This window comes from Blautia sp. aa_0143 (genome assembly GCF_004167315.1).
Taxonomy (GTDB): Bacteria; Bacillota; Clostridia; order Lachnospirales; family Lachnospiraceae; genus Blautia_A; species Blautia_A fusiformis.
Map to the genome: position 1 here is coordinate 127,972 of NZ_RCXU01000002.1, position 18,711 is coordinate 146,682.

The 18,711-nt window shown below is 45.3% G+C and carries 16 protein-coding genes and 1 pseudogene; 3 read left to right on the plus strand and 14 right to left on the minus strand.

Translation table 11 applies throughout. The annotated features are described in order from the left end of the window. Nucleotides 1–31 precede the first annotated feature (31 nt). The 8 genes and pseudogenes from EAI83_RS01585 to EAI83_RS01620 all read right to left on the minus strand — a co-directional run bounded on the left by EAI83_RS01585 (nucleotide 32) and on the right by EAI83_RS01620 (nucleotide 7,135). Nucleotides 32–1,474: a DUF6935 domain-containing protein gene (locus tag EAI83_RS01585; protein ID WP_161206333.1), complete on the minus strand. Its 1,443-nt coding sequence runs from the start codon at nucleotides 1,472–1,474 to the stop codon at nucleotides 32–34. A 294-nt stretch (nucleotides 1,475–1,768) separates the two neighbouring features. Then, nucleotides 1,769–3,025 carry a competence/damage-inducible protein A gene (locus tag EAI83_RS01590; RefSeq protein WP_129974513.1) on the minus strand — a complete coding sequence of 419 codons (1,257 nt, stop codon included), beginning with the start codon at nucleotides 3,023–3,025 and terminating at the stop codon, nucleotides 1,769–1,771. Nucleotides 3,026–3,056: 31 nt separating this feature from the next. After that, nucleotides 3,057–3,596 (minus strand): CDP-diacylglycerol--glycerol-3-phosphate 3-phosphatidyltransferase, encoded by a 540-nt coding sequence (pgsA, locus tag EAI83_RS01595; protein ID WP_015525184.1) that lies wholly within the window; start codon nucleotides 3,594–3,596, stop codon nucleotides 3,057–3,059. Then, nucleotides 3,580–4,917, minus strand: a complete 1,338-nt coding sequence (rimO, locus tag EAI83_RS01600) for a 30S ribosomal protein S12 methylthiotransferase RimO (protein WP_021978070.1) — start codon at nucleotides 4,915–4,917, stop codon at nucleotides 3,580–3,582. The genes pgsA and rimO overlap by 17 nt, the downstream gene beginning before the upstream one ends. A gap of 100 nt (nucleotides 4,918–5,017) precedes the next feature. Beyond that, nucleotides 5,018–5,272: pseudogene (gene rpoZ / locus EAI83_RS01605) on the minus strand (DNA-directed RNA polymerase subunit omega); the annotation flags it as partial. Nucleotides 5,273–5,325: 53 nt separating this feature from the next. Further along, nucleotides 5,326–5,946, minus strand: coding sequence for a guanylate kinase (gmk, locus tag EAI83_RS01610; RefSeq protein ID WP_015525188.1), 621 nt, complete (start codon nucleotides 5,944–5,946; stop codon nucleotides 5,326–5,328). Then, a complete protein-coding gene (locus tag EAI83_RS01615; RefSeq protein WP_015525189.1) occupies nucleotides 5,939–6,211 on the minus strand; it encodes a DUF370 domain-containing protein in 273 nt (90 codons plus the stop codon). Before EAI83_RS01615 ends, gmk begins: the two co-directional genes overlap by 8 nt. A gap of 45 nt (nucleotides 6,212–6,256) precedes the next feature. Continuing rightward, entirely contained in the window at nucleotides 6,257–7,135 is an 879-nt protein-coding gene (locus EAI83_RS01620; protein ID WP_129974514.1) for a YicC/YloC family endoribonuclease, read from the minus strand. A 149-nt stretch (nucleotides 7,136–7,284) separates the two neighbouring features. On the opposite strand from EAI83_RS01620, the gene EAI83_RS01625 reads away from it, so the two are divergent. Then, complete coding sequence (locus EAI83_RS01625) at nucleotides 7,285–9,036, plus strand: Rqc2 family fibronectin-binding protein (protein WP_021652628.1); 1,752 nt, start codon at nucleotides 7,285–7,287, stop codon at nucleotides 9,034–9,036. A gap of 176 nt (nucleotides 9,037–9,212) precedes the next feature. Here the strand turns inward: EAI83_RS01625 and EAI83_RS01630 are convergent, their stop codons facing one another. The 6 genes from EAI83_RS01630 to leuS form a co-directional block, all read right to left on the minus strand. Then, a complete protein-coding gene (locus EAI83_RS01630; RefSeq protein WP_129974515.1) occupies nucleotides 9,213–10,451 on the minus strand; it encodes an AGE family epimerase/isomerase in 1,239 nt (412 codons plus the stop codon). Nucleotides 10,452–10,620: 169 nt separating this feature from the next. Further along, nucleotides 10,621–10,824 carry a hypothetical protein gene (locus EAI83_RS01635; RefSeq protein ID WP_129974516.1) on the minus strand — a complete coding sequence of 68 codons (204 nt, stop codon included), beginning with the start codon at nucleotides 10,822–10,824 and terminating at the stop codon, nucleotides 10,621–10,623. 147 nt (nucleotides 10,825–10,971) lie between these two features. Next, nucleotides 10,972–12,258 carry a chloride channel protein gene (locus EAI83_RS01640; protein WP_129974517.1) on the minus strand — a complete coding sequence of 429 codons (1,287 nt, stop codon included), beginning with the start codon at nucleotides 12,256–12,258 and terminating at the stop codon, nucleotides 10,972–10,974. 87 nt (nucleotides 12,259–12,345) lie between these two features. Beyond that, nucleotides 12,346–13,002, minus strand: coding sequence for a TVP38/TMEM64 family protein (locus EAI83_RS01645; protein WP_022426494.1), 657 nt, complete (start codon nucleotides 13,000–13,002; stop codon nucleotides 12,346–12,348). 91 nt (nucleotides 13,003–13,093) lie between these two features. After that, a complete protein-coding gene (locus EAI83_RS01650) occupies nucleotides 13,094–14,455 on the minus strand; it encodes a radical SAM protein (RefSeq protein ID WP_129974518.1) in 1,362 nt (453 codons plus the stop codon). Nucleotides 14,456–14,796: 341 nt separating this feature from the next. Further along, the gene (leuS, locus tag EAI83_RS01655) at nucleotides 14,797–17,214 is read right to left on the minus strand and encodes a leucine--tRNA ligase (RefSeq protein WP_021652634.1); all 2,418 of its coding nucleotides are present in this window, start codon (nucleotides 17,212–17,214) and stop codon (nucleotides 14,797–14,799) included. Between the two features lie 253 nt (nucleotides 17,215–17,467). Here leuS and EAI83_RS17735 point away from each other — a divergent pair, with 253 nt between their 5' ends. Then, the gene (locus EAI83_RS17735; RefSeq protein ID WP_330547747.1) at nucleotides 17,468–17,782 is read left to right on the plus strand and encodes a cation:dicarboxylate symporter family transporter; all 315 of its coding nucleotides are present in this window, start codon (nucleotides 17,468–17,470) and stop codon (nucleotides 17,780–17,782) included. 29 nt (nucleotides 17,783–17,811) lie between these two features. Then, nucleotides 17,812–18,696, plus strand: a complete 885-nt coding sequence (locus EAI83_RS01660) for a dicarboxylate/amino acid:cation symporter (protein WP_330547748.1) — start codon at nucleotides 17,812–17,814, stop codon at nucleotides 18,694–18,696. Nucleotides 18,697–18,711 lie beyond the last annotated feature (15 nt).

Here is an 18,711-nt window from a genome sequence, read left to right on the forward strand (position 1 = left end):
TGGGATTGAATAGCGGTACATTCACATTCGATCAATATTCATAGTTTCCTGCCGGCTGTTTGATCCTGGTAAGAAGATCATGCCAGGACTGATCCCAGATATACCATTTTCCGGTTTTGGAGTGCTTATATGTACAGATCCATCTGGAACTGTCGCTACCTGCAAAATCAGTAAATGATCTGTAGATCGCAGGAGTGGTCTGGGTCGGTTCAAAATACGGGATATCTTCACTGATGGAATTTCCCTTACCCGGAAGTGTGTCCTGTCTTAACGTAATGGAAATCGGTTTAGACGGAGTATAATTGTTGGCTGGAGTTGCTCCGTTCAGGTAAGAATTACCAAGATATTTATATCCGTTATCCGCTTTCATACGATCTCTCAAAAAGTTTTTGTAATACTGAGTCATCTCTTTATTGTTGAGATAAGAAATCATCTCCTCGCAGTCCGTCGGATTGGTCGGTGTCCAGGTACGATATGCAAGGATCAGAAGAGCCATGGTCTTATAGCGTCCGTCTGCCGTTGTGATATCATACTGTTTCAGCTCCTCTGCATTGGTCGGGATCGTGGTAAAGGTGTAAGTATAGGTATTTATCGTTACATTAATGACTTCCTTCTGTCCTTTATCATTGGTGATCTCTTTTTTTGCAGATTTAGTTCCTTTTGTAAGAACCGGCTCCACCTGTTTCTTTACTGTCTGTGTCACGTGGACAGTACAGCTACCTCGCCAGGTACTCTTATCCCGGACCTGGATCTTTGTTGTTCCCACATTCACTGCCGTTACTTTGCCTTTACTGTCTACAGTTGCAACAGATGTATCATCACTGGTCCATACAAGAATCTCTTTATAATTCTTTACCTGAAGCTGTCTCACATCACCTTTATTCATATTTAAGGTGGTGGCACTTAAAGATGGTTTCGGCACCGGTGTAGGTGTCGGCTTCGGTTTCTGCGCTGCTTTTACTGTAACCTTACAGTTGAATTTCTTCGTATTTGCCTTCGCTGTGATCACTGCTGTTCCTTTTTTCACTGCGGTGATCTTTCCTTTGGAATCCACACGTGCGATCTTCGGATTGGAAGAAGAATATTTCACCTTCACAGTTGTTCCTGTCAATTTAATGGCACTGGATTTCTTTTCTGTTAATGTTAGCGATGTCCTGCTGAGCTTCGGTGTTTCTACCTTTACAACACATTTATATGTTTTTTTGCTTACCTTTGCATAGATCGTTGCGGAACCTTTATTTTTTGCAACCACCTGGCCTTTGCTGTTTACGGTCGCAACGCTCTTTTTGGAAGATCTCCAGGCAACCTTCTGCTTGGTCCCGGTAACCTTAAGTGTTGTCTTCTCACCTTTTAAAAGAGTTACTTTTGTTCTGTTCAGTTTTGGTGCGGCGCTGACCGTCACACTTCCAAATGCCATCGTAAAAATAAGGCTGATCAGCAACACAAAACACAACAGATTTTTTTTCTTTTTCATTCTGATTTCCCCCTTTCCGGTAAAACGTATATTTACGTCATATATTGCTTTAATCATATTTTAGAGGAAATCCCTTATAAAAACACTAGCACTTATGATAGTATCCTTGTAAATATGATCGTTTATATTCTTTCATCGCCCATACCGGGGCTTATTGTCAGGAAACAAAAATAAAACAGGACTGATTTTTGATACAGATACTTGAAATCAAAAGTTTCATCTGTTTAAAAATCAGTCCTGTTATATAAAAAATATCATGGTTGATCCGTAATAGCAGGCAGATCAAGGCATTCGCTATCTGCTCATAATGATACAGTCACGTAACATCGCCAGTGCATGCGCTGTAGTCTGCTCGCGGATCCGCATGCGGTTTCCTGTAAAGTGGAACTCTTTGGCAATAGCCTTGCCCTTATAGCAGCAGCCCATAAATACAGTACCAACCGGAGTTTCCTTTGTTCCGCCTCCCGGTCCTGCCAGACCCGTCACGGAAATACTGATGTCTGCTCCGGATGCTTTGCAGGCGCCCTTTGCCATTTCTCTGGCACATTTGGCGGAAACTGCCCCCTGCTCTTTCAGAGTACGCTTCTTCACTCCCAGACATTTATGCTTGGCCTTGTTACTATAAGTCACAAAGCCATAGCCAAACACCTCAGACGCACCGGATACATTGACAATGCGCTGGGCGATCATACCGCCGGTAAGCGATTCCGCCAGGGAAAGCTTCAGATCTTTCTCTTTCAGAAGATTGATCACTGCTTCCTCCAGTGTCTTGCTCTCATCTGTGGCGAAAACATTCTCTCCAAAACGCTTCTTTAGCTCCTTGACAACCGGTTTGATCAGCTTTCTGCAGGCCTTTTCATTCTCTGCGCTTGCTGTCACACGAAGATGCACTTCACCGGTTTTTGCATAAGGTGCAATGGTAGGATTGGTCTGGCTTTCGATCAGATCCTGGATTTCCTCTGCTACCTGACTCTCACCGATCCCGCTGATCTTTACCATCTGGGACACAATGATCTCCGGCTGGTTTTTCTGCAGATATGGGACCACGTACTCCTCGAACATGGGCTTCAGCTCATTGGGAGGTCCAGGAAGAAGGATCGCGGTTTTTCCTTTTTTCTCAAGGATCAGTCCCGGAGCAGTTCCGTTATGATTGTCAAGAACAATGGCTCCATCAGGAACCATGGCCTGTTTATAGTTGTTCTTCGTGATACGTCTCTGAGGATTGTTTTTCTCATATTCCTTCAGATATTTATCGATCAGTTTCCTTGAGTGGGAATCTTCCTTAAGAGGCATTCCCATCAGATCCGCAGTTACTTCCTTGGTGATATCATCCTCTGTTGGTCCAAGACCTCCGGTGAGGATCACAACATCGGAACGATCCAGTGCAGTACGGATCACGTCACGCATACGGCCTTCATTATCACCTACTACATCCTGATAGTAAACACTTAACCCAAGCAGGGCGCATTTTTCAGAAAGATAGGCGCTGTTGGTATTTACGATATTTCCTAGAAGGATCTCGGTTCCTACGGATATCAGTTCTGTGATCATGAAAAGAAACTCCTTTCGTATACTCTGATCCCTACTCCTGCATGGAAAGGACCTTTCTGTTCTGCATGATATAAGTCAGCAGGGAGATAATGGTCAGTGCAACGGACAGCCAGATAAATATCTGTGTCAGCACTGCAAAAACACCTCCGAAATCCAGCATCAGAAGTATGATCATGATCATCTGGGAAACGGTTTTGAATTTTCCCCAGTAGTTTGCGGCAATGACAATTCCGTTCTCCGCTGCGATCAGACGGAAACCGCTGATGATAAATTCCCGTCCGATGATAATGATCACAACCCATGCCGGAAGCTTGTCAACCTCGATCATGCAGATCATGGCAGAGCATACCAGAAGCTTGTCTGCCAGCGGATCCATAAATTTTCCAAAATTAGTTATCAGGTTATATTTTCTGGCAAGATGACCGTCAAACCAGTCTGTCACACTTGCTGCGACAAAAATCGCAAGACAGATCCAGCGGTTTGCTTCTCCTCCCCAGCCTGTCAGTAAGAAAACTACAAGAAATGGTACAAGTATCATTCTTGCAACTGTAAGTTTATTCGGTGTATTCATCGCTCAGCACTCCTATCAAATCATACTCAAGCGCACCTGTCACACGTACCTTTGCAAAATCACCTGTCATAAGCAGTTCGCCTGTCTGAACGAAAATGTATCCGTCAACCTTCGGTGCATCCCCGTAGGTACGTCCGATATAGGCACTTTCATCTGCAACTTTTCCTTCGATCATAACAAGAAGTTCCTGTCCGATACGGTCCTGGCCTCTGTCATAAGAAATCTCCTGCTGAAGCTCCATCAGCTCATCTCTGCGTTCTTCCTTCACTTCTTCCGGAACCTGGTCTGCCATCTCTGCTGCCGGGGTATTCTCCTCCGGAGAGTAAGTGAAGACACCGAGACGGTCAAATTCCATCTCATCTACGAACTCCTTCAGTTCTTCATGGTCTTCCTCCGTCTCACCCGGAAATCCGGTGATCAGAGTTGTACGCAGTACGATATCCGGAATCTCCTTACGGAGCTTTCCGACAATATCGATCAGTTCCTGTTTGGAAGTACGGCGGCCCATTCTCTTAAGAATTCGGTCCGATGCGTGCTGGATCGGAATATCCAGATAATGACAGATCTTCTTCTCATCACGAATAGTTTCGATCAGTTCATCGTAAATCTCCTCCGGATAACAGTAAAGGATGCGGATCCAACGGATACCTCTGATCTCACAGAGCTTCTTTAAAAGAATGTGAAGAGATTTTTTGCCGTAAAGATCTTTTCCGTAAACGGTGGTCTCCTGTGCTACCAGGATCAGTTCTTTCACTCCCTGTTCAGCCATATCCTCTGCCTGGGCGATGAGGCGCTCCATAGGAACGCTTCGAAATTTACCTCTGAGCTTCGGGATAATGCAGTAGGTACAGTGCTTGTCGCAGCCTTCCGCGATCTTCAGGTAGCCGAAATGTCCACCTGTTGTAAGGACACGTTTGCTTCCTGTATCCGGCAGATAATCAATATCACGGAATTCTTCGAAATGATTTCCGGCTACTGCTTCCTCCAGAGCCTTTACGATGTCGCCGTAGGATGTAGTTCCAAGAACAGCATCGACCTCTGGAACCTCCTCAATGATCTCTTTCTGGTATCGCTGTGCCATACAGCCGGTAACGATTAGTGCATGGCAGCTTCCTGTTTTTTTGTACTCTGCCATTTCAAGAATGGTTTCCACACTCTCTTCCTTGGCATCCTTGATAAAACAGCAGGTATTGATCACGATTGCATCTGCCTGTGTTTCATCGTCTGTGATCTCATGACCTCCGGCTGTAAGAAGTCCCAGCATTTCCTCAGAATCCGCCAGGTTCTTGTCACAGCCAAGAGAGATGAATAATATTTTCATAAAATTACTCCGCTTCTGTCTGAGCTGCTTCTGCAGTCTCAGTGCCTTCTGCGGTCTCGCCCTCTGCTGCCTCAAGAGCCTCCTTCTCAGCCTCAAGAGCCTCCAGCTCTTCCTCTTCCTCCTGTCCGGGAAGGATCTTTACTTTGCCCTTGTAAAGCTCATCAATGGCAACGGAAAGCGGTTTCTTTCCTGCTGCACCCGGTACAAGCGGCTCTGCTCCTGCGATCAGCTGGCGGGCACGTTTGCTTGCTGCAAGTACAAGAGAATAACGGCTGTTCAGCACGAGAGCCTCATCGTCGTCCTCGTTGTTTGTGTTGATAGCCTCAATTAATTCTGAATAAGATGGATGTATCATATCTTTTCTCCCTTCTGTAACGGCAGGGCCGTATTTAACTTGTTAATTGGTATTTATAAAAAAGCTTCCGCTTCTTTCTGGATCCTGGATACAAAATCATGATTCCTGGATGTACGCATGCGCTCACACCGGATGGTCTCATGAAGTGTATCAACACATTCCTCCAGATCATCATTGATCAGGAGATAATCATATTTATCCATTCCTCTGGATTCTTCAACCGCTCTTCTGAGACGCCCGTTGATCACATCCAGAGTCTCTGTTCCGCGACCTACCAGACGGTTCTTAAGCTCCTCCATAGACGGCGGACATACAAATACCAGCAGTGTATCCGGAAACTTCTCACGGATCTTCATGGCACCCTGGATCTCGATCTCAAGGATCACATCTTTCCCTGCGGAAAGCTGCTCCTCTACATATTTGCGGGGTGTGCCATAATAATTCTCCACATACTGTGCATACTCGATCAGTCCGTCTTCCCGGATCAGCTGTTCAAATTCTTCTTTTGTGCGGAAGAAATAAGCCTCTCCGTCCTTCTCGCCTGGTCTTGGATTTCTGGTAGTAACAGAAACAGATAATGCATAATTGTCATATTTTTCCATCAGCCGTTTCATGACAGTACCTTTTCCGGAACCGGAAAAGCCCGAAACAACAACTAAAATTCCCTTACTCATTTCCTTCCTCCCTCATTTCCTCTCCATACGCTTCCGAAAATCTCCTGGCAATAGTTTCCGGCTGCAGAGCGGAAAGGACAAGATAATCATCGGAAGTAACAATCACTGCTTTTGTTTTTCTTCCCTGTGTGGCATCGATCAGAGTTCGGGTCCCCTTGACACTCTGTATCATGCGCTTTACAGGAGCGGCATCCGGACTTACCACAGCCACGATCTTGCGTGAATTGACAACATTTCCAAAGCCTACATTAATAAGTTTCGCCATTTACGCTCTCCCTTTCTGTCTGTGTACAGCCTGTTTCCTGTCCGGTTACTCGATATTCTGGATCTGCTCACGGATCTTCTCGATCTCTGTCTTCAGATCGATGGCCGCGTTGGATACAATAAGATCATTGGATTTAGACAGGATAGTGTTCGCCTCACGGTTCATCTCCTGTGCCATGAAATCCATCTTACGTCCCACGCCCTCGTTCTCATCCAGGATCTTTCTCATTCCGTGGATGTGGCTTCGAAGACGTACCGTCTCCTCATCATTGCAGATCTTATCTGAAAAAAGTATCACCTCTGCGGCGATCCTGGAATCATCGATCTGGTTATCTTCAAGTAGCTCGTGCATCTTGGCTTCCAGTTTCTCCCGATAAGCCTTCACTACTTCCGGAGAACGTTTTTCCACTATATCGACCTTTGCTTCCAGTCCGTCCAGCTTCCCAAGAAGGTCCTGTTTCAGATTAGCACCCTCACGCTGGCGGGTCTCCACAAATTTCCGGCAGGCCTCATGAAGCGGACCTTCCAGAAAATTCCAGAGCTCTTCCTCATCCGGAGCCTGCTCTTCCATTGTAAACACATCCGGATATCTGGAAAGTGTGGAAACACGGATATCATTCTCGATCCCCAGTTCCTCACTCATCTGGTTCAGATAGCCCAGATATTCCTTTGCCAGCTCTGCATTGTATTTCAGAGCCATTCCGCCCATTGTATAGTCTTCATAGGTGATGAACACATCGACTTTGCCGCGGCGGATATAAGTCTTCATCACATTTCGGATCTCTCCCTCAAAATAGCTGAGTCTTTTCGGCATTTTGATGTTCAGATCCAGATATCTGTGATTGACGGATTTCAGTTCAACAGAAACCTTACGCTCTCTGGAAACTGCTTCTGCCCTGCCAAAGCCGGTCATACTTTTTATCATGTTATCCTCCAATACTGCCTCTTAAGTTTATCAGCTACTGATAAATACAGTAACTGATTGCATACGGATTTATTATAGTTCATTCCAAAACCCTAGTCAAACTCTTTTTTTACTGTTATAATGATTGATGTTGAAATGGAGGTAAAATCATGGCATTTGACGGAATTACAGTTTCTGCTCTCGTGGCAGAGATCGATGATAATTTAAAAGGCGGACGTATCAACAAGATCGCCCAGCCGGAAAACGATGAACTTTTGATCACAGGAAAGGGTGCAAATGGACAGAAACGTCTTCTCTTAAGTGCAAGCGCATCCCTTCCTCTGATCTATTTTACAGATAAGAACCGTATCAGTCCTTTAACCGCACCGAACTTCTGCATGCTTCTCAGAAAGCACATCGGAAGCGCCCGTATCCTTGATGTGAAGCAGCCTGGAATGGAGCGCGTGGTGGAATTTGAGCTGGAGCATCTTAATGAGCTGGGGGATCCCTGCAGAAAGCGTCTGATCATGGAACTGATGGGCAAGCACAGCAACATCATCTTCTGTGACGAAAAAGGCATGATCCTGGACAGCATCAAGCATGTCTCTTCCCATATGAGCTCTGTCCGTGAGGTTCTTCCCGGAAGAGAATATTTCATTCCCAATACCAGGGATAAAGAAAATCCGCTGACTGTTTCCGAGGAGGAGTTCACACAGCACATCTGTAAAAAGCCTGTGAATATTTCCAAGGCGCTTTACACTTCACTCACAGGTATGAGCCCGGTAATGGCTGAGGAGATCTGCTACCGTGCATCCATTGACGGAAGCGATGCATCGCAGTCCCTGGATGAGGCAGCCTGCACCCATCTTTATCATACCTTTCTCCGCCTTATGGAACAGATCCGGAACAGAGAGTTCACCCCAAATATTGTCTACCGCGGAGAGGAACCTGTGGAATACGGTGTCTTTCCTTATCAGCAGTTTGGCAGTGAATACCGCAGCGAAATCTTTGACAGTGTCTCTGTTATGCTGGAGACCTATTATGCTACCAAAAGTCTGCTGACACGTATCCACCAGAAATCCTCCGATCTTCGCCGTGTAGTACAAACCGCTCTGGAACGTAACCGAAAAAAATACAACATCCAGAAAAAGCAGCTGAATGATACTGCAAAAAAAGATAAATTCAAGGTCTACGGTGAACTGATCAACACTTACGGATACGGGCTTGAGGAAGGCTGCAGATCCTTTAAGGCACTGAACTATTACACCAACGAGGAGATCACTATCCCTCTTGACCCGACACTGACTCCGGCACAGAATTCCAAGAAATATTTTGATAAATACGGAAAGCTAAAGCGTACAGAGGAAGCCGTCACAGAACAGATCACAGATACGGAAAGTGAGATCTCTCATCTGGAATCTATCTCCAATGCTCTGGATATCGCCAGATCTGAAAGTGACCTTTCCCAGATCAAGGAAGAGCTCACTGAGTACGGCTATATCAAACGTCACTACACAAACAAAAAAGGCCAGAAAGCCCAGCCGAAATCCAAACCGCTCCACTACATATCCAGTGACGGTTTTGATATCTATGTGGGAAAAAACAATTTCCAGAATGATGAGCTGACTTTCAAGTTCGCAACCGGAAATGACTGGTGGTTCCATGCAAAGAAAATGGCTGGTTCCCATGTGATCGTCCGCACAAAAGACGGTGAACTTCCGGACCGTACCTTCGAAGAAGCAGGCCGCCTGGCCGCCTGGTACTCCAAAGGACACTCTGCTCCCAAGGTAGAGATCGATTATATCCAGAAAAAGCATGTGAAAAAACCTGCCGGTGCGAAACCCGGTTTCGTTGTTTATTACACCAACTATTCTCTGATGGCCTCTCCGGATATTTCGGATCTGAAAGAGGTTACGGAGTAATAACTATTCAACAAAAAACCTTCCTGTGTTCTCGTATTTCTTCAAGACCGGATACCTGTATCTCTGCAAGTATCTGTCCTGAGAAATTTTTCTGTAAACACAGGAAGTTTTTTTATTGAACATTCGCACTCCGCTTCGTTACATGCTCACGAACAAAAATCGCAAAACGATTTTGTTCAGATCTCCAGTTTTTTCTTCACTGCCGGTGCAATAGACGTATCTGCTTTATGATATGGGATCAGTGTAGACTGCAGTGCATGGTACAGATCAGATTTTCCGGGCCATACGGTTCCTTTCAGATGATTCTGCTCATCTAGCTGATGAAACCAGGAGCCGTTTTCGTGATCCATGACCATTTCATCCAAGTACTTCATAAACGCAGCATAATCTTTCGCATATTTCTCCTTACCGGTCACCTGATAAAGAACTGCAGAGGTATTGATCGCTTCCGCAAGAGTCCAGTGCATACGGTCATGTACCACCGGTTTGCCATTCCAATCTGTCGTGTATACAATTCCCGGTGCACCATCTGCGTTCCAGCCATCTTTTATTGCTGTTGTGTAAAGGTTTTCTGCTGCCTGAAGATGTTTTTCCAGTTTTTCTTTCTCTTCTCCACAGTTTGCAAGCGTCCACTGTGTGATCAGCCTTGCCCATTCGATTCCATGTCCCGGTGTTGCGCCGTATGGCTTGAACGGATCATCCGGACGGTCACGGTTGCAGTCAAGATCTGCCACCCATTCCTTCGTGAAATGTTCCGGGATCCTCCAGGAGTTATCTTCTGCCCACTGGATCACATGATCAATGATCCTGCCTGCACGAATGTGATATTTTTTATCCCCGGTGACATCTCCTGCTGCCAGAAAAGCCTCTACCGTATGCATATTGGCATTTAATCCCCGGTAATCATCCAGCACGGTAAATTCCGTATTCCAGGTATCGCAGGCCAGCCCCTCCTCTTCATTCCAGAAATGTCGGTCATAAACAGCCAATGCCTCTTCAAGGAGCTCTTTCGCCCCGGGCCTTCCGGCTGTCAGTGCGGAAGATGCAGCCAGGATCACAAATGCATGGGCATAACACTGTTTATTGGGCACAATATCTCCTTCCGGTGTTACACCTGCATACCAGCCACCGTTTTTTTCATCGTGAAGCTCTCCCTTCAGACCTTTCAATGCCGCATCCGCAAGCTCTCCGCTTCCCTCATGGCCAAGCATCAGACCCAGACTATATACATGAGCCATACGACAGGTGATCCAGGTTTCCCGGTTTCTGTCCTTCCATGGTGTTCCGTCGTCCCCCAGATAATAGGAACCTCCATTCGGTGAAGGAAATCGATGTCCGAAATTCAAAAGCTCCTCACAGGATGCTTTCAGGAATTCCCGGTTTTCTTTTGTGTTGATCTCATATTTGCTGTTCATTTCAACCACCCCATCTACTTTTTTCTTTAGGATACCATTCTTTTTTGGGGACTTCAATTCCTTTGGATTCTTTTGACAGATTGACGAAAAAAGGAGAATGCCCTATATGCATTCTCCTCATATCAGATTTCTTAATTCCATTACCATAACGGTCACAGATAGCCCTGTATTAATCTTCAAAGCAGGTGATCACATAAAGCTCACTTTCTGTGATCACATCGGAAACATTATCCCTGTCCCAGATCGCATCACTGATGATATCTTTCAGCTTATCATCCATAACGATATTAAAATTCTCCTCGATCACCTGAAACGGGACTCCCTCATTCTCCTGTGCATACTCCATGATAAAATCAAGAATCTTCTCTTCCATACCTTAAAATCTGCCTTTCTGTAAATACTAACGTTTAATATATTACATCAGATTTCCGCAGATGTCCAGATATTTTCCAGCCATGTCCATGCGGTATTCCATAAGATATTGTGCCAGTATACACACCCCTTCACATTTCGTTCTATATCAGAATCTGGTATGTCGGTTCACATATTTTGCTTTATATTTGGAGTACACAATGGTCTGATCCTTGTAAAGGCCATAATATCCCGATGCTGCATAGCTGATAGATACTGCGATCAGATAGAAGGATACTCCCTTAAATCCAAACATTTCAAAAGCGATCAGGATCGAAGTGATCGGACAATTGGTCACACCGCAGAAAACTGCTGCCATTCCGCAGGCTGCACAGATCGACGGAGAAATTCCCATAAGATTACCCATCACACAGCCAAAGGTAGCTCCAATACAGAAAGAAGGTACGATCTCTCCCCCGCGGAATCCTGCGCGCATAGTCAGTGCTGTAAGCACCATTTTCCAGAAAAAGGCGAAAGTATCCGCCTGTCCGTTTTCCACCGCTTTTTCAATAAGCTCCGCACCAGCGCCCATATATTCATCTGTTCTCAGAATAAAGGTGACAACAATGACCAGGCAGGCGCCCACTGCAACCCTGACATATTTATTCTTAAACCATCTGCCATAAAGTCCTACTGCACCATTCAGCGCAATACAGAACATAATGCTGACAATTGCACAGCCCAGAGCGATCACTCCCATTTTCAGGCCAGTTTCCACAGTCAGTGCCGGAATATCCGTCACATGAAAACTTTCCGGCGTGACTCCCATTCCGGCTGCAAATCCGGAAGCGATCAATGACGCGATCATACACGGCATCAGTGCTGCATAATACATCACGCCCACACTGACCACTTCCAGCGCAAAAACTGCCGCTGCCATCGGTGTTCCAAACAGCGCGGAAAACGCCGCGCTCATGCCGCACATGACAATTACATGACGGTCCTCCTCGTCCAGATGGATCCATCTTCCAAGCTGGTTGGCAATACTTCCTCCAAGCTGGATCGCTGCTCCCTCACGTCCCGCAGAACCACCGGTAAAATGAGTCAGCGCCGTTGTGATAAAGATCAGAGGCGCAGAAAGGATCGGCACATCATCTCTGGAACGCACGGTAGAAAGAACCTGATTGGTCCCTCCATCCTCTTTTCCAAGCTTCTCATACAAAAATACAATGACAAGTCCGGATAATGGCAGCAAAAGAAAAATCCATTCATGCGCCTTCCGGTAACTGGTCACTGCCTTCAACGTAAAAGAAAACAGTGTGCTGGCAGCACCTACGATACATCCTGTAATGACAGCAAGAACCAGCCACTTGATCAGATTTGAGATATCCCGGCTGATTCTTGCACTGTAATAATATAAATGTTCCTTTAATCTTTTGTTATGATCGATCCCCATGTTCCTTCCCTTCTTTTCTTTACTGTCTGCATTATACTAATTATACTACATTTTTCCTCTCAGTAAAAGCAGGAAGAGAAAGCCCTGTTATTTTTTCTTCCGTGAAATATGCCTGTGTATCAGGATCGAGAATACACTGATCATCACAAGAAGCACTGCGGAGAGCCAGAATGCCGGTGATCCGGGATTCTTGATATTTGCTCCAAATATCGTGGCTAGGATAACTCCCGGAAATGTTCCCAGCATCCCGCCCAGCATATATACTTCAAACGGGATCTTCACCGCGCCCAGAAACAGGCTCACTGCATCCCCGGGCAAAAAATTCAGCGTTCTCATAAAAAAAGAGATATACAGCGGATTTCCGTTCTGATAGTCCACCACTGTTTTCAGCTTCGGATATTTGGAAGTAAGATTCTCCACCATGGAAGAGCCGGAAAAACGTCCCATCCAGTAAGGAAGTGCCAATGTGACTGCTCTTCCCAGAAAGTTCACCAGAAGTGCTGTTCCTGTAGAAAACAGATGCCCTACAGCAAGCTGCAGGATCGCAATGGGGAATACAAAGGAAACACTTTTCACGGCATAAAACACAAGCATAAGCAATGCAGCCTTAACAGGTTCCTTCGGCGTATAGCGCAGAATCTTTTCCACAGACAGATCCTCTCTATAACGGATACAGAAAAGGAGAAGCACAAGAAGGAGCACCGCCGGCAGATATTTTCTGATGTTATCAATCATTTTTTTCATGGTCTGATCCCTCCGTTTTCAAAAAAAGAGCACCGGCACCTGTTTCCGGTACCGTGCTCTTTCATAAGTTCTGCTTTTTTAAGTTTCAGGATCAGCAGCCTTTCTTCGCTGCCTTTCTCTCCTGGTCTTCCTTCCACATTTCCTCTGCTACCGGCTTCCAGTTTTCAGCATACTGGTCACATTTCGCACAGAGATGCTCTGCACTCTCCGGTGACTGAAGATCTGTGGAATGTGCTCCGGATTTTTCTACCATTTCTCTCAGCTTCTGCGGATTTTCAAGCATCGGGCATGGACGGTACATATTGTCATTAAACGGCTGTCCGTCATGATATGCCATCATCATCGGAGACTGCAGTGCTTCCAGAAGTGTTTTCTCGCGGATATTGGAATCAGAATAATGGATAAACACACATGGATCGATATCGCCGTTTGCATTGATATGCAGATAGCGACGGCCGCCTGCAATACATCCTCCCACAAACTCTGCATCATTCTGGAAATCCATGGCAAACAACGGCTTTGTTGCACGGTATTTACGGATACGCTCATAGGTTTCTCTTCTCTGTGCAGGAGTAGGAAGCAGCTCCGGTGCTGCATCATTTCCAACCGGCATATAATGGAAATACCAGATAAAGTACGCTCCAAGATCGATCAGGCTGTCGTAAAATGCCTCTGATGTGATAGACTCGAAATTTGCACTCGTATAACATGCAGAGATACCAAATACAAGCTTCTTCTCTCTGAGAAGATTGATGGCCTTGATAACCTTCTGGTATACACCATTTCCTCTTCTGCCATCTGTTGCAGTCTCAAATCCTTCCAGTGAAATCGCAGGAACAAAGTTTCCTACCCGAAGCATATCATTTGCAAAATCCTCATCGATCAGTGTTGCATTTGTGAAGGAAAGGAAGATACAGTCATTATGTTTCTCGCAAAGACGGATCAGATCCTTTTTTCTTACAAGTGGCTCTCCGCCTGTGTAAATATACATATAAACGCCAAGCTCCTTACCCTGGCGGATGATGTCATCGATCTCATCGTAGGTGAGGTTCAGCTTGTTTCCATACTCTGCTGCCCAGCATCCTGTACAGTGCAGGTTACATGCACTTGTTGGGTCAAGAAGGATTGCCCACGGGATATTACAGCCATATTTCTCACGGCATTCATCCTGTTTCTTCCAGCCTGCAAGATTTGCATTGATAAAGAAGTTTGCAACCAGAGTTTTCATAACATGCGGATCAATATCAGTTACCAATCTATGAATAAACGGATAATACGGATGTTCCGGATTAGAAATGGCTGCGCGGATCATTGCTCTCTGTGTAGGAAATCCACCACCGGAAAATTTATCTGCCCAGTCCATGATCTTGATAAAATTCTTATCCGGATCTTTATAAACATAATTGAATGCCTGTTCAAGTCCGAATTTCTTAAGTGTGTTCATTGCGCTCATACTATCTCTCCTTATTTCTCTCAATGTAAATATGCAATCTAGCTAAACGGACATCTTCATTCCGTCACACTGCATTTCGAGTACCAAAGCTTTCTTACTATCTTTGCCTGACTCATGGTGTTACTGTACGTTTTTTCCATTTGAATAACAATAGACAATATAATTGGCATGACCAAAAACTAGGCAAATCTGTTAAAATGCCTAAATATTATTGGCATTTATTCTAAATAACATTAGTTATTTTTGTGCATACTTACTTCACGATGTTTATCCATATAAAAACACCCTGGCAAAGGCAGAAATATCTTCCGCCCTGCTTCGGGTGTTTTTGATTTATCTTATTACTTTACTACGATATTGATGATCTTCTTCGGTACGTAAATCTCTTTGATGATATTTCCGGAAATCTTATCTGCAACTGCCTTCTTTCCTTCGGCAATCGCATCTTCTTTGGAGATTTCTGCCGGAATACTGATAACAGCCTTGGTCTTGCCGTTGATCTGAACCGGAACCTCGATCTCATCATCCTTCATAAGCTCCTCATCGTGAGCCGGCCACTGTGCATGGAAAATGGAATCCTCATGACCAAGCTTCTCCCAGATCTCCTCTGCAATATGAGGAACAAATGGCGCAAGAAGAATGGTAACTGTCTCGATGGTTTCTTTGTCAACAGCGCCGTCGTTCTGCTTTGCGATAGCGATCAGCTTGTTTGTGTATTCCATAAATCCGGACACTACGGTATTCAAGCTGAAGGCCTCAAGTCTGCTGGTGATATCGTATACCATCTTATGACGGGTCTTCTCCATCTCTTTGGTAGCCGGGATATCTTTCTCAATGCTGTCAAGAGCCAAATTCCAGAAACGTTTCAGGAATCTGGATACACCATCGATTCCTCTGTCATCCCATTCTGCATCCAGTTCCGGCGGTCCTACGAACAGCTCATACATACGTAAGGAATCACATCCGTAATCATTTACAAGATCATCCGGTGAAATAACATTTCCTTTGGATTTACTCATCTTGATTCCGTTTTTACCTGTGATCATACCCTGATTGAACAGCTTGACAAACGGCTCATCGAAATCAATAGCTCCGATATCATACAGGAACTTGGTGTAGAATCTGGAGTACAGAAGATGAAGAACAGCATGCTCTACACCACCGATATACATATCTACCGGCAGATATTTATCAGCTTTCTCTTTGGAAACCAGTTCTTTATTATTCTTATTATCTACATAACGGAGGAAATACCAGGAAGATCCTGCCCACTGAGGCATGGTGTTTGTCTCACGTTTTGCAGGAGCACCACAGCATGGGCATGTGGTATTTACCCACTCGTCAATAGCTGCAAGCGGTGACTCTCCGGTTCCTGTCGGCTGGTAGCTTTCTACCTCCGGAAGTCTTAACGGAAGCTGATCCTCCGGTACCGGTACCGCACCGCATTTCGGGCAGTGTACGATCGGGATCGGCTCACCCCAGTAACGCTGACGGGAAAATACCCAGTCTCTCAGTTTGTAGTTGACAGTCTTACGTCCGATACCCAGCTTCTCGATGATATGCGGTGCTTCCTTCTTCAGTACGGAAGATTCCATTCCGTTCCACTCACCGGAGTTGATCATGGTTCCGGAAGCCTCTGTGTAAGCTTCTGTCATATTCTGAATTTCTTTACCATCTTTTGCGATAACCTGGATGATCGGAATATCGAATTTCTTTGCGAACTCAAAGTCACGGTCATCATGAGCAGGTACACACATGATAGCACCTGTACCATAATCAGCAAGTACATAGTCAGAAAGCCAGATTGGAAGCTTCTCACCGTTCAGCGGATTGATCGCATAAGTACCTGTGAACACACCGGTCTTCTCTTTATCCTGAAGACGGTCTACATTGGATTTCATGGAAGCGTCAAAGATATATTTCTCTACAGCCTCTCTTGTCTCGTCTGTTGCAAGAGATTTTGCAAGAGCATGCTCCGGTGCAAGTACCATGAATGTTGCTCCATGAAGAGTATCCGGTCTTGTTGTATAGACCGTGATCTTCTCTTCTCTTCCCTCAACCGGGAAATCGACCTCTGCGCCGTAGGATTTGCCGATCCAGTCTGTCTGCATCTTTTTAACCTTCTCCGGCCAGTCCAGTTTATCCAGATCACTTAAAAGTCTGTCTGCATATTTTGTGATGCGGAGCATCCACTGACGGAGGTTCTTTTTGGTAACCGGAGTGCCACAACGCTCGCAGCATCCGTTTACAACCTCTTCATTTGCAAGACCTGTCTTACAGGAAGGGCACCAGTTGATCGGGAACTCCTTCTCATATGCAAGCCCCTCTTTGAACATTTTTACAAAGATCCACTGTGTCCATTTATAGAATTCCGGATCTGTTGTGTTAACCTCCATATCCCAGTCATAGATCGCTGCGATATCGTTGATCTGACGTTTGATATTTTTGATGTTTGCTGCTGTAGATACTGCCGGATGAACACCCATCTTGATGGCATAGTTCTCAGCCGGGAGACCAAAAGCGTCCCATCCCATCGGATGAATCAGGTAATAACCCTGAAGCATTTTATAGCGGCTCCATACATCAGAGATCACATAGCCTCTCCAGTGTCCTACATGAAGACCGTTTCCGGACGGATACGGGAACATATCCAGACAGTAGTATTTCGGTTTCTTGCCATCATTGACATTTACCGGCTTTTTCTCCCAGTTTGTGCGCCATTTCGCTTCGATGGCTCTATGGTTATAAGGTGCAGCCATTTTTTTATTCCTCCTGACAAATTACTCAGTATTAATACTTTAATGCTTTCACACACTGCTATTAATTTTAACTACTTATGATGTATTTGTCAAACAAAAATCCAAAAACAGCCCTTTTCCATCAAAATATACATGAACCTGCAATCCTAGCCTGGTTTAGTTGACGCTTCTTTTTTCACATGATATAATTTCCTGCATGTATTTTCCTATATTATACATACCATACATATTTATCTTAGGAGGGAACACATAAATGAAATCTTTTTATTCCTGGTACCGGAAGCATATTACCGGTGCGATCTTTACAGGACTGATCCTGGGTATCCTCACAGGACTTTTCCTGGCCGGACGGTTTGAACCTGTCCTCACTGTGACCAGTCTGATCGGAAGTATCTACATGAACGCCCTGAACATGATGATCTTTCCCATGGTCTTCTGTTCCATTGTCATTGGAATCTGTTCCATCGGAAACGCACGTACTACCGGCAAGATCACTGCAGCATCCATGATCTATTTTCTCTGCACAACGGCACTTGCCAGCCTGTGCGGACTGATATCCCGAGACTGATCCATCTCGGAAAGGGAGTCAAATTTGAGATGGCAACAGCCGATATCCAGGCTACAGAAATGAGCAGTATCCTTGACACCCTGAAAAACCTGATCCCTTCCAACCCAATCGCCGCATTTGCTGACGGAAACATGCTCCAGGTTCTGGTGTTTGCCCTGATCATCGGTTTCACACTGATCGCAGTCGGTGAAAAAGGAACTCCATTCCTGAATCTGATTGATTCCATCAATGAAGTATGCCTGAAGATCATCACAACCATCATGTACTTTACACCCATCGGTGTTTTCTGTACCATCGTACCGGTTGTGGAAGCCAACGGAACTGAAACGATCATTTCCCTTGCAACACAGCTTGTCATTCTGTATGTGGCATTCTTTGGCTTCGCTATTGTAGTGTACGGTCTCTCTGTAAAGCTGATCGGCAAACAGAGTCCGCTGAAATTCCTGAAAGCGATCCTGCCAGCAGCACTGAATGCCTTCGGAACCTGCTCAAGCTCCGCAACCATTCCATTAAGCAAGCAGTGTATGGAGGAAGAAATGGGCGTATCCAACCAGATCACCAGCATCGCCATTCCTCTTGGTGCTACCGTTAATATGGATGCTGTATCTATCCTGATGTCCTTTATGATCATGTTCTTTGCAAACGCCTGCGGGATCCATGTAAGTATTCCTCTTATGATCATTATCCTTCTTGCAAACGTACTGCTTTCCGTTGGTACTCCAGGTGTTCCCGGTGGTGCTATCGCATCTTTCGCAGCACTGGCAACTATGGCCGGACTTCCTGCCGGAGTTCTTGGTGTTTATATCAGTATCAATACCCTCTGTGATATGGGCGCCACCTGTGTCAATGTTATCGGTGACATGGCATGCTGCTCTGTACTGAAAAATGTTATCCAGATTGAGGAAGAAGCATAAACAAATCTTTCTAAA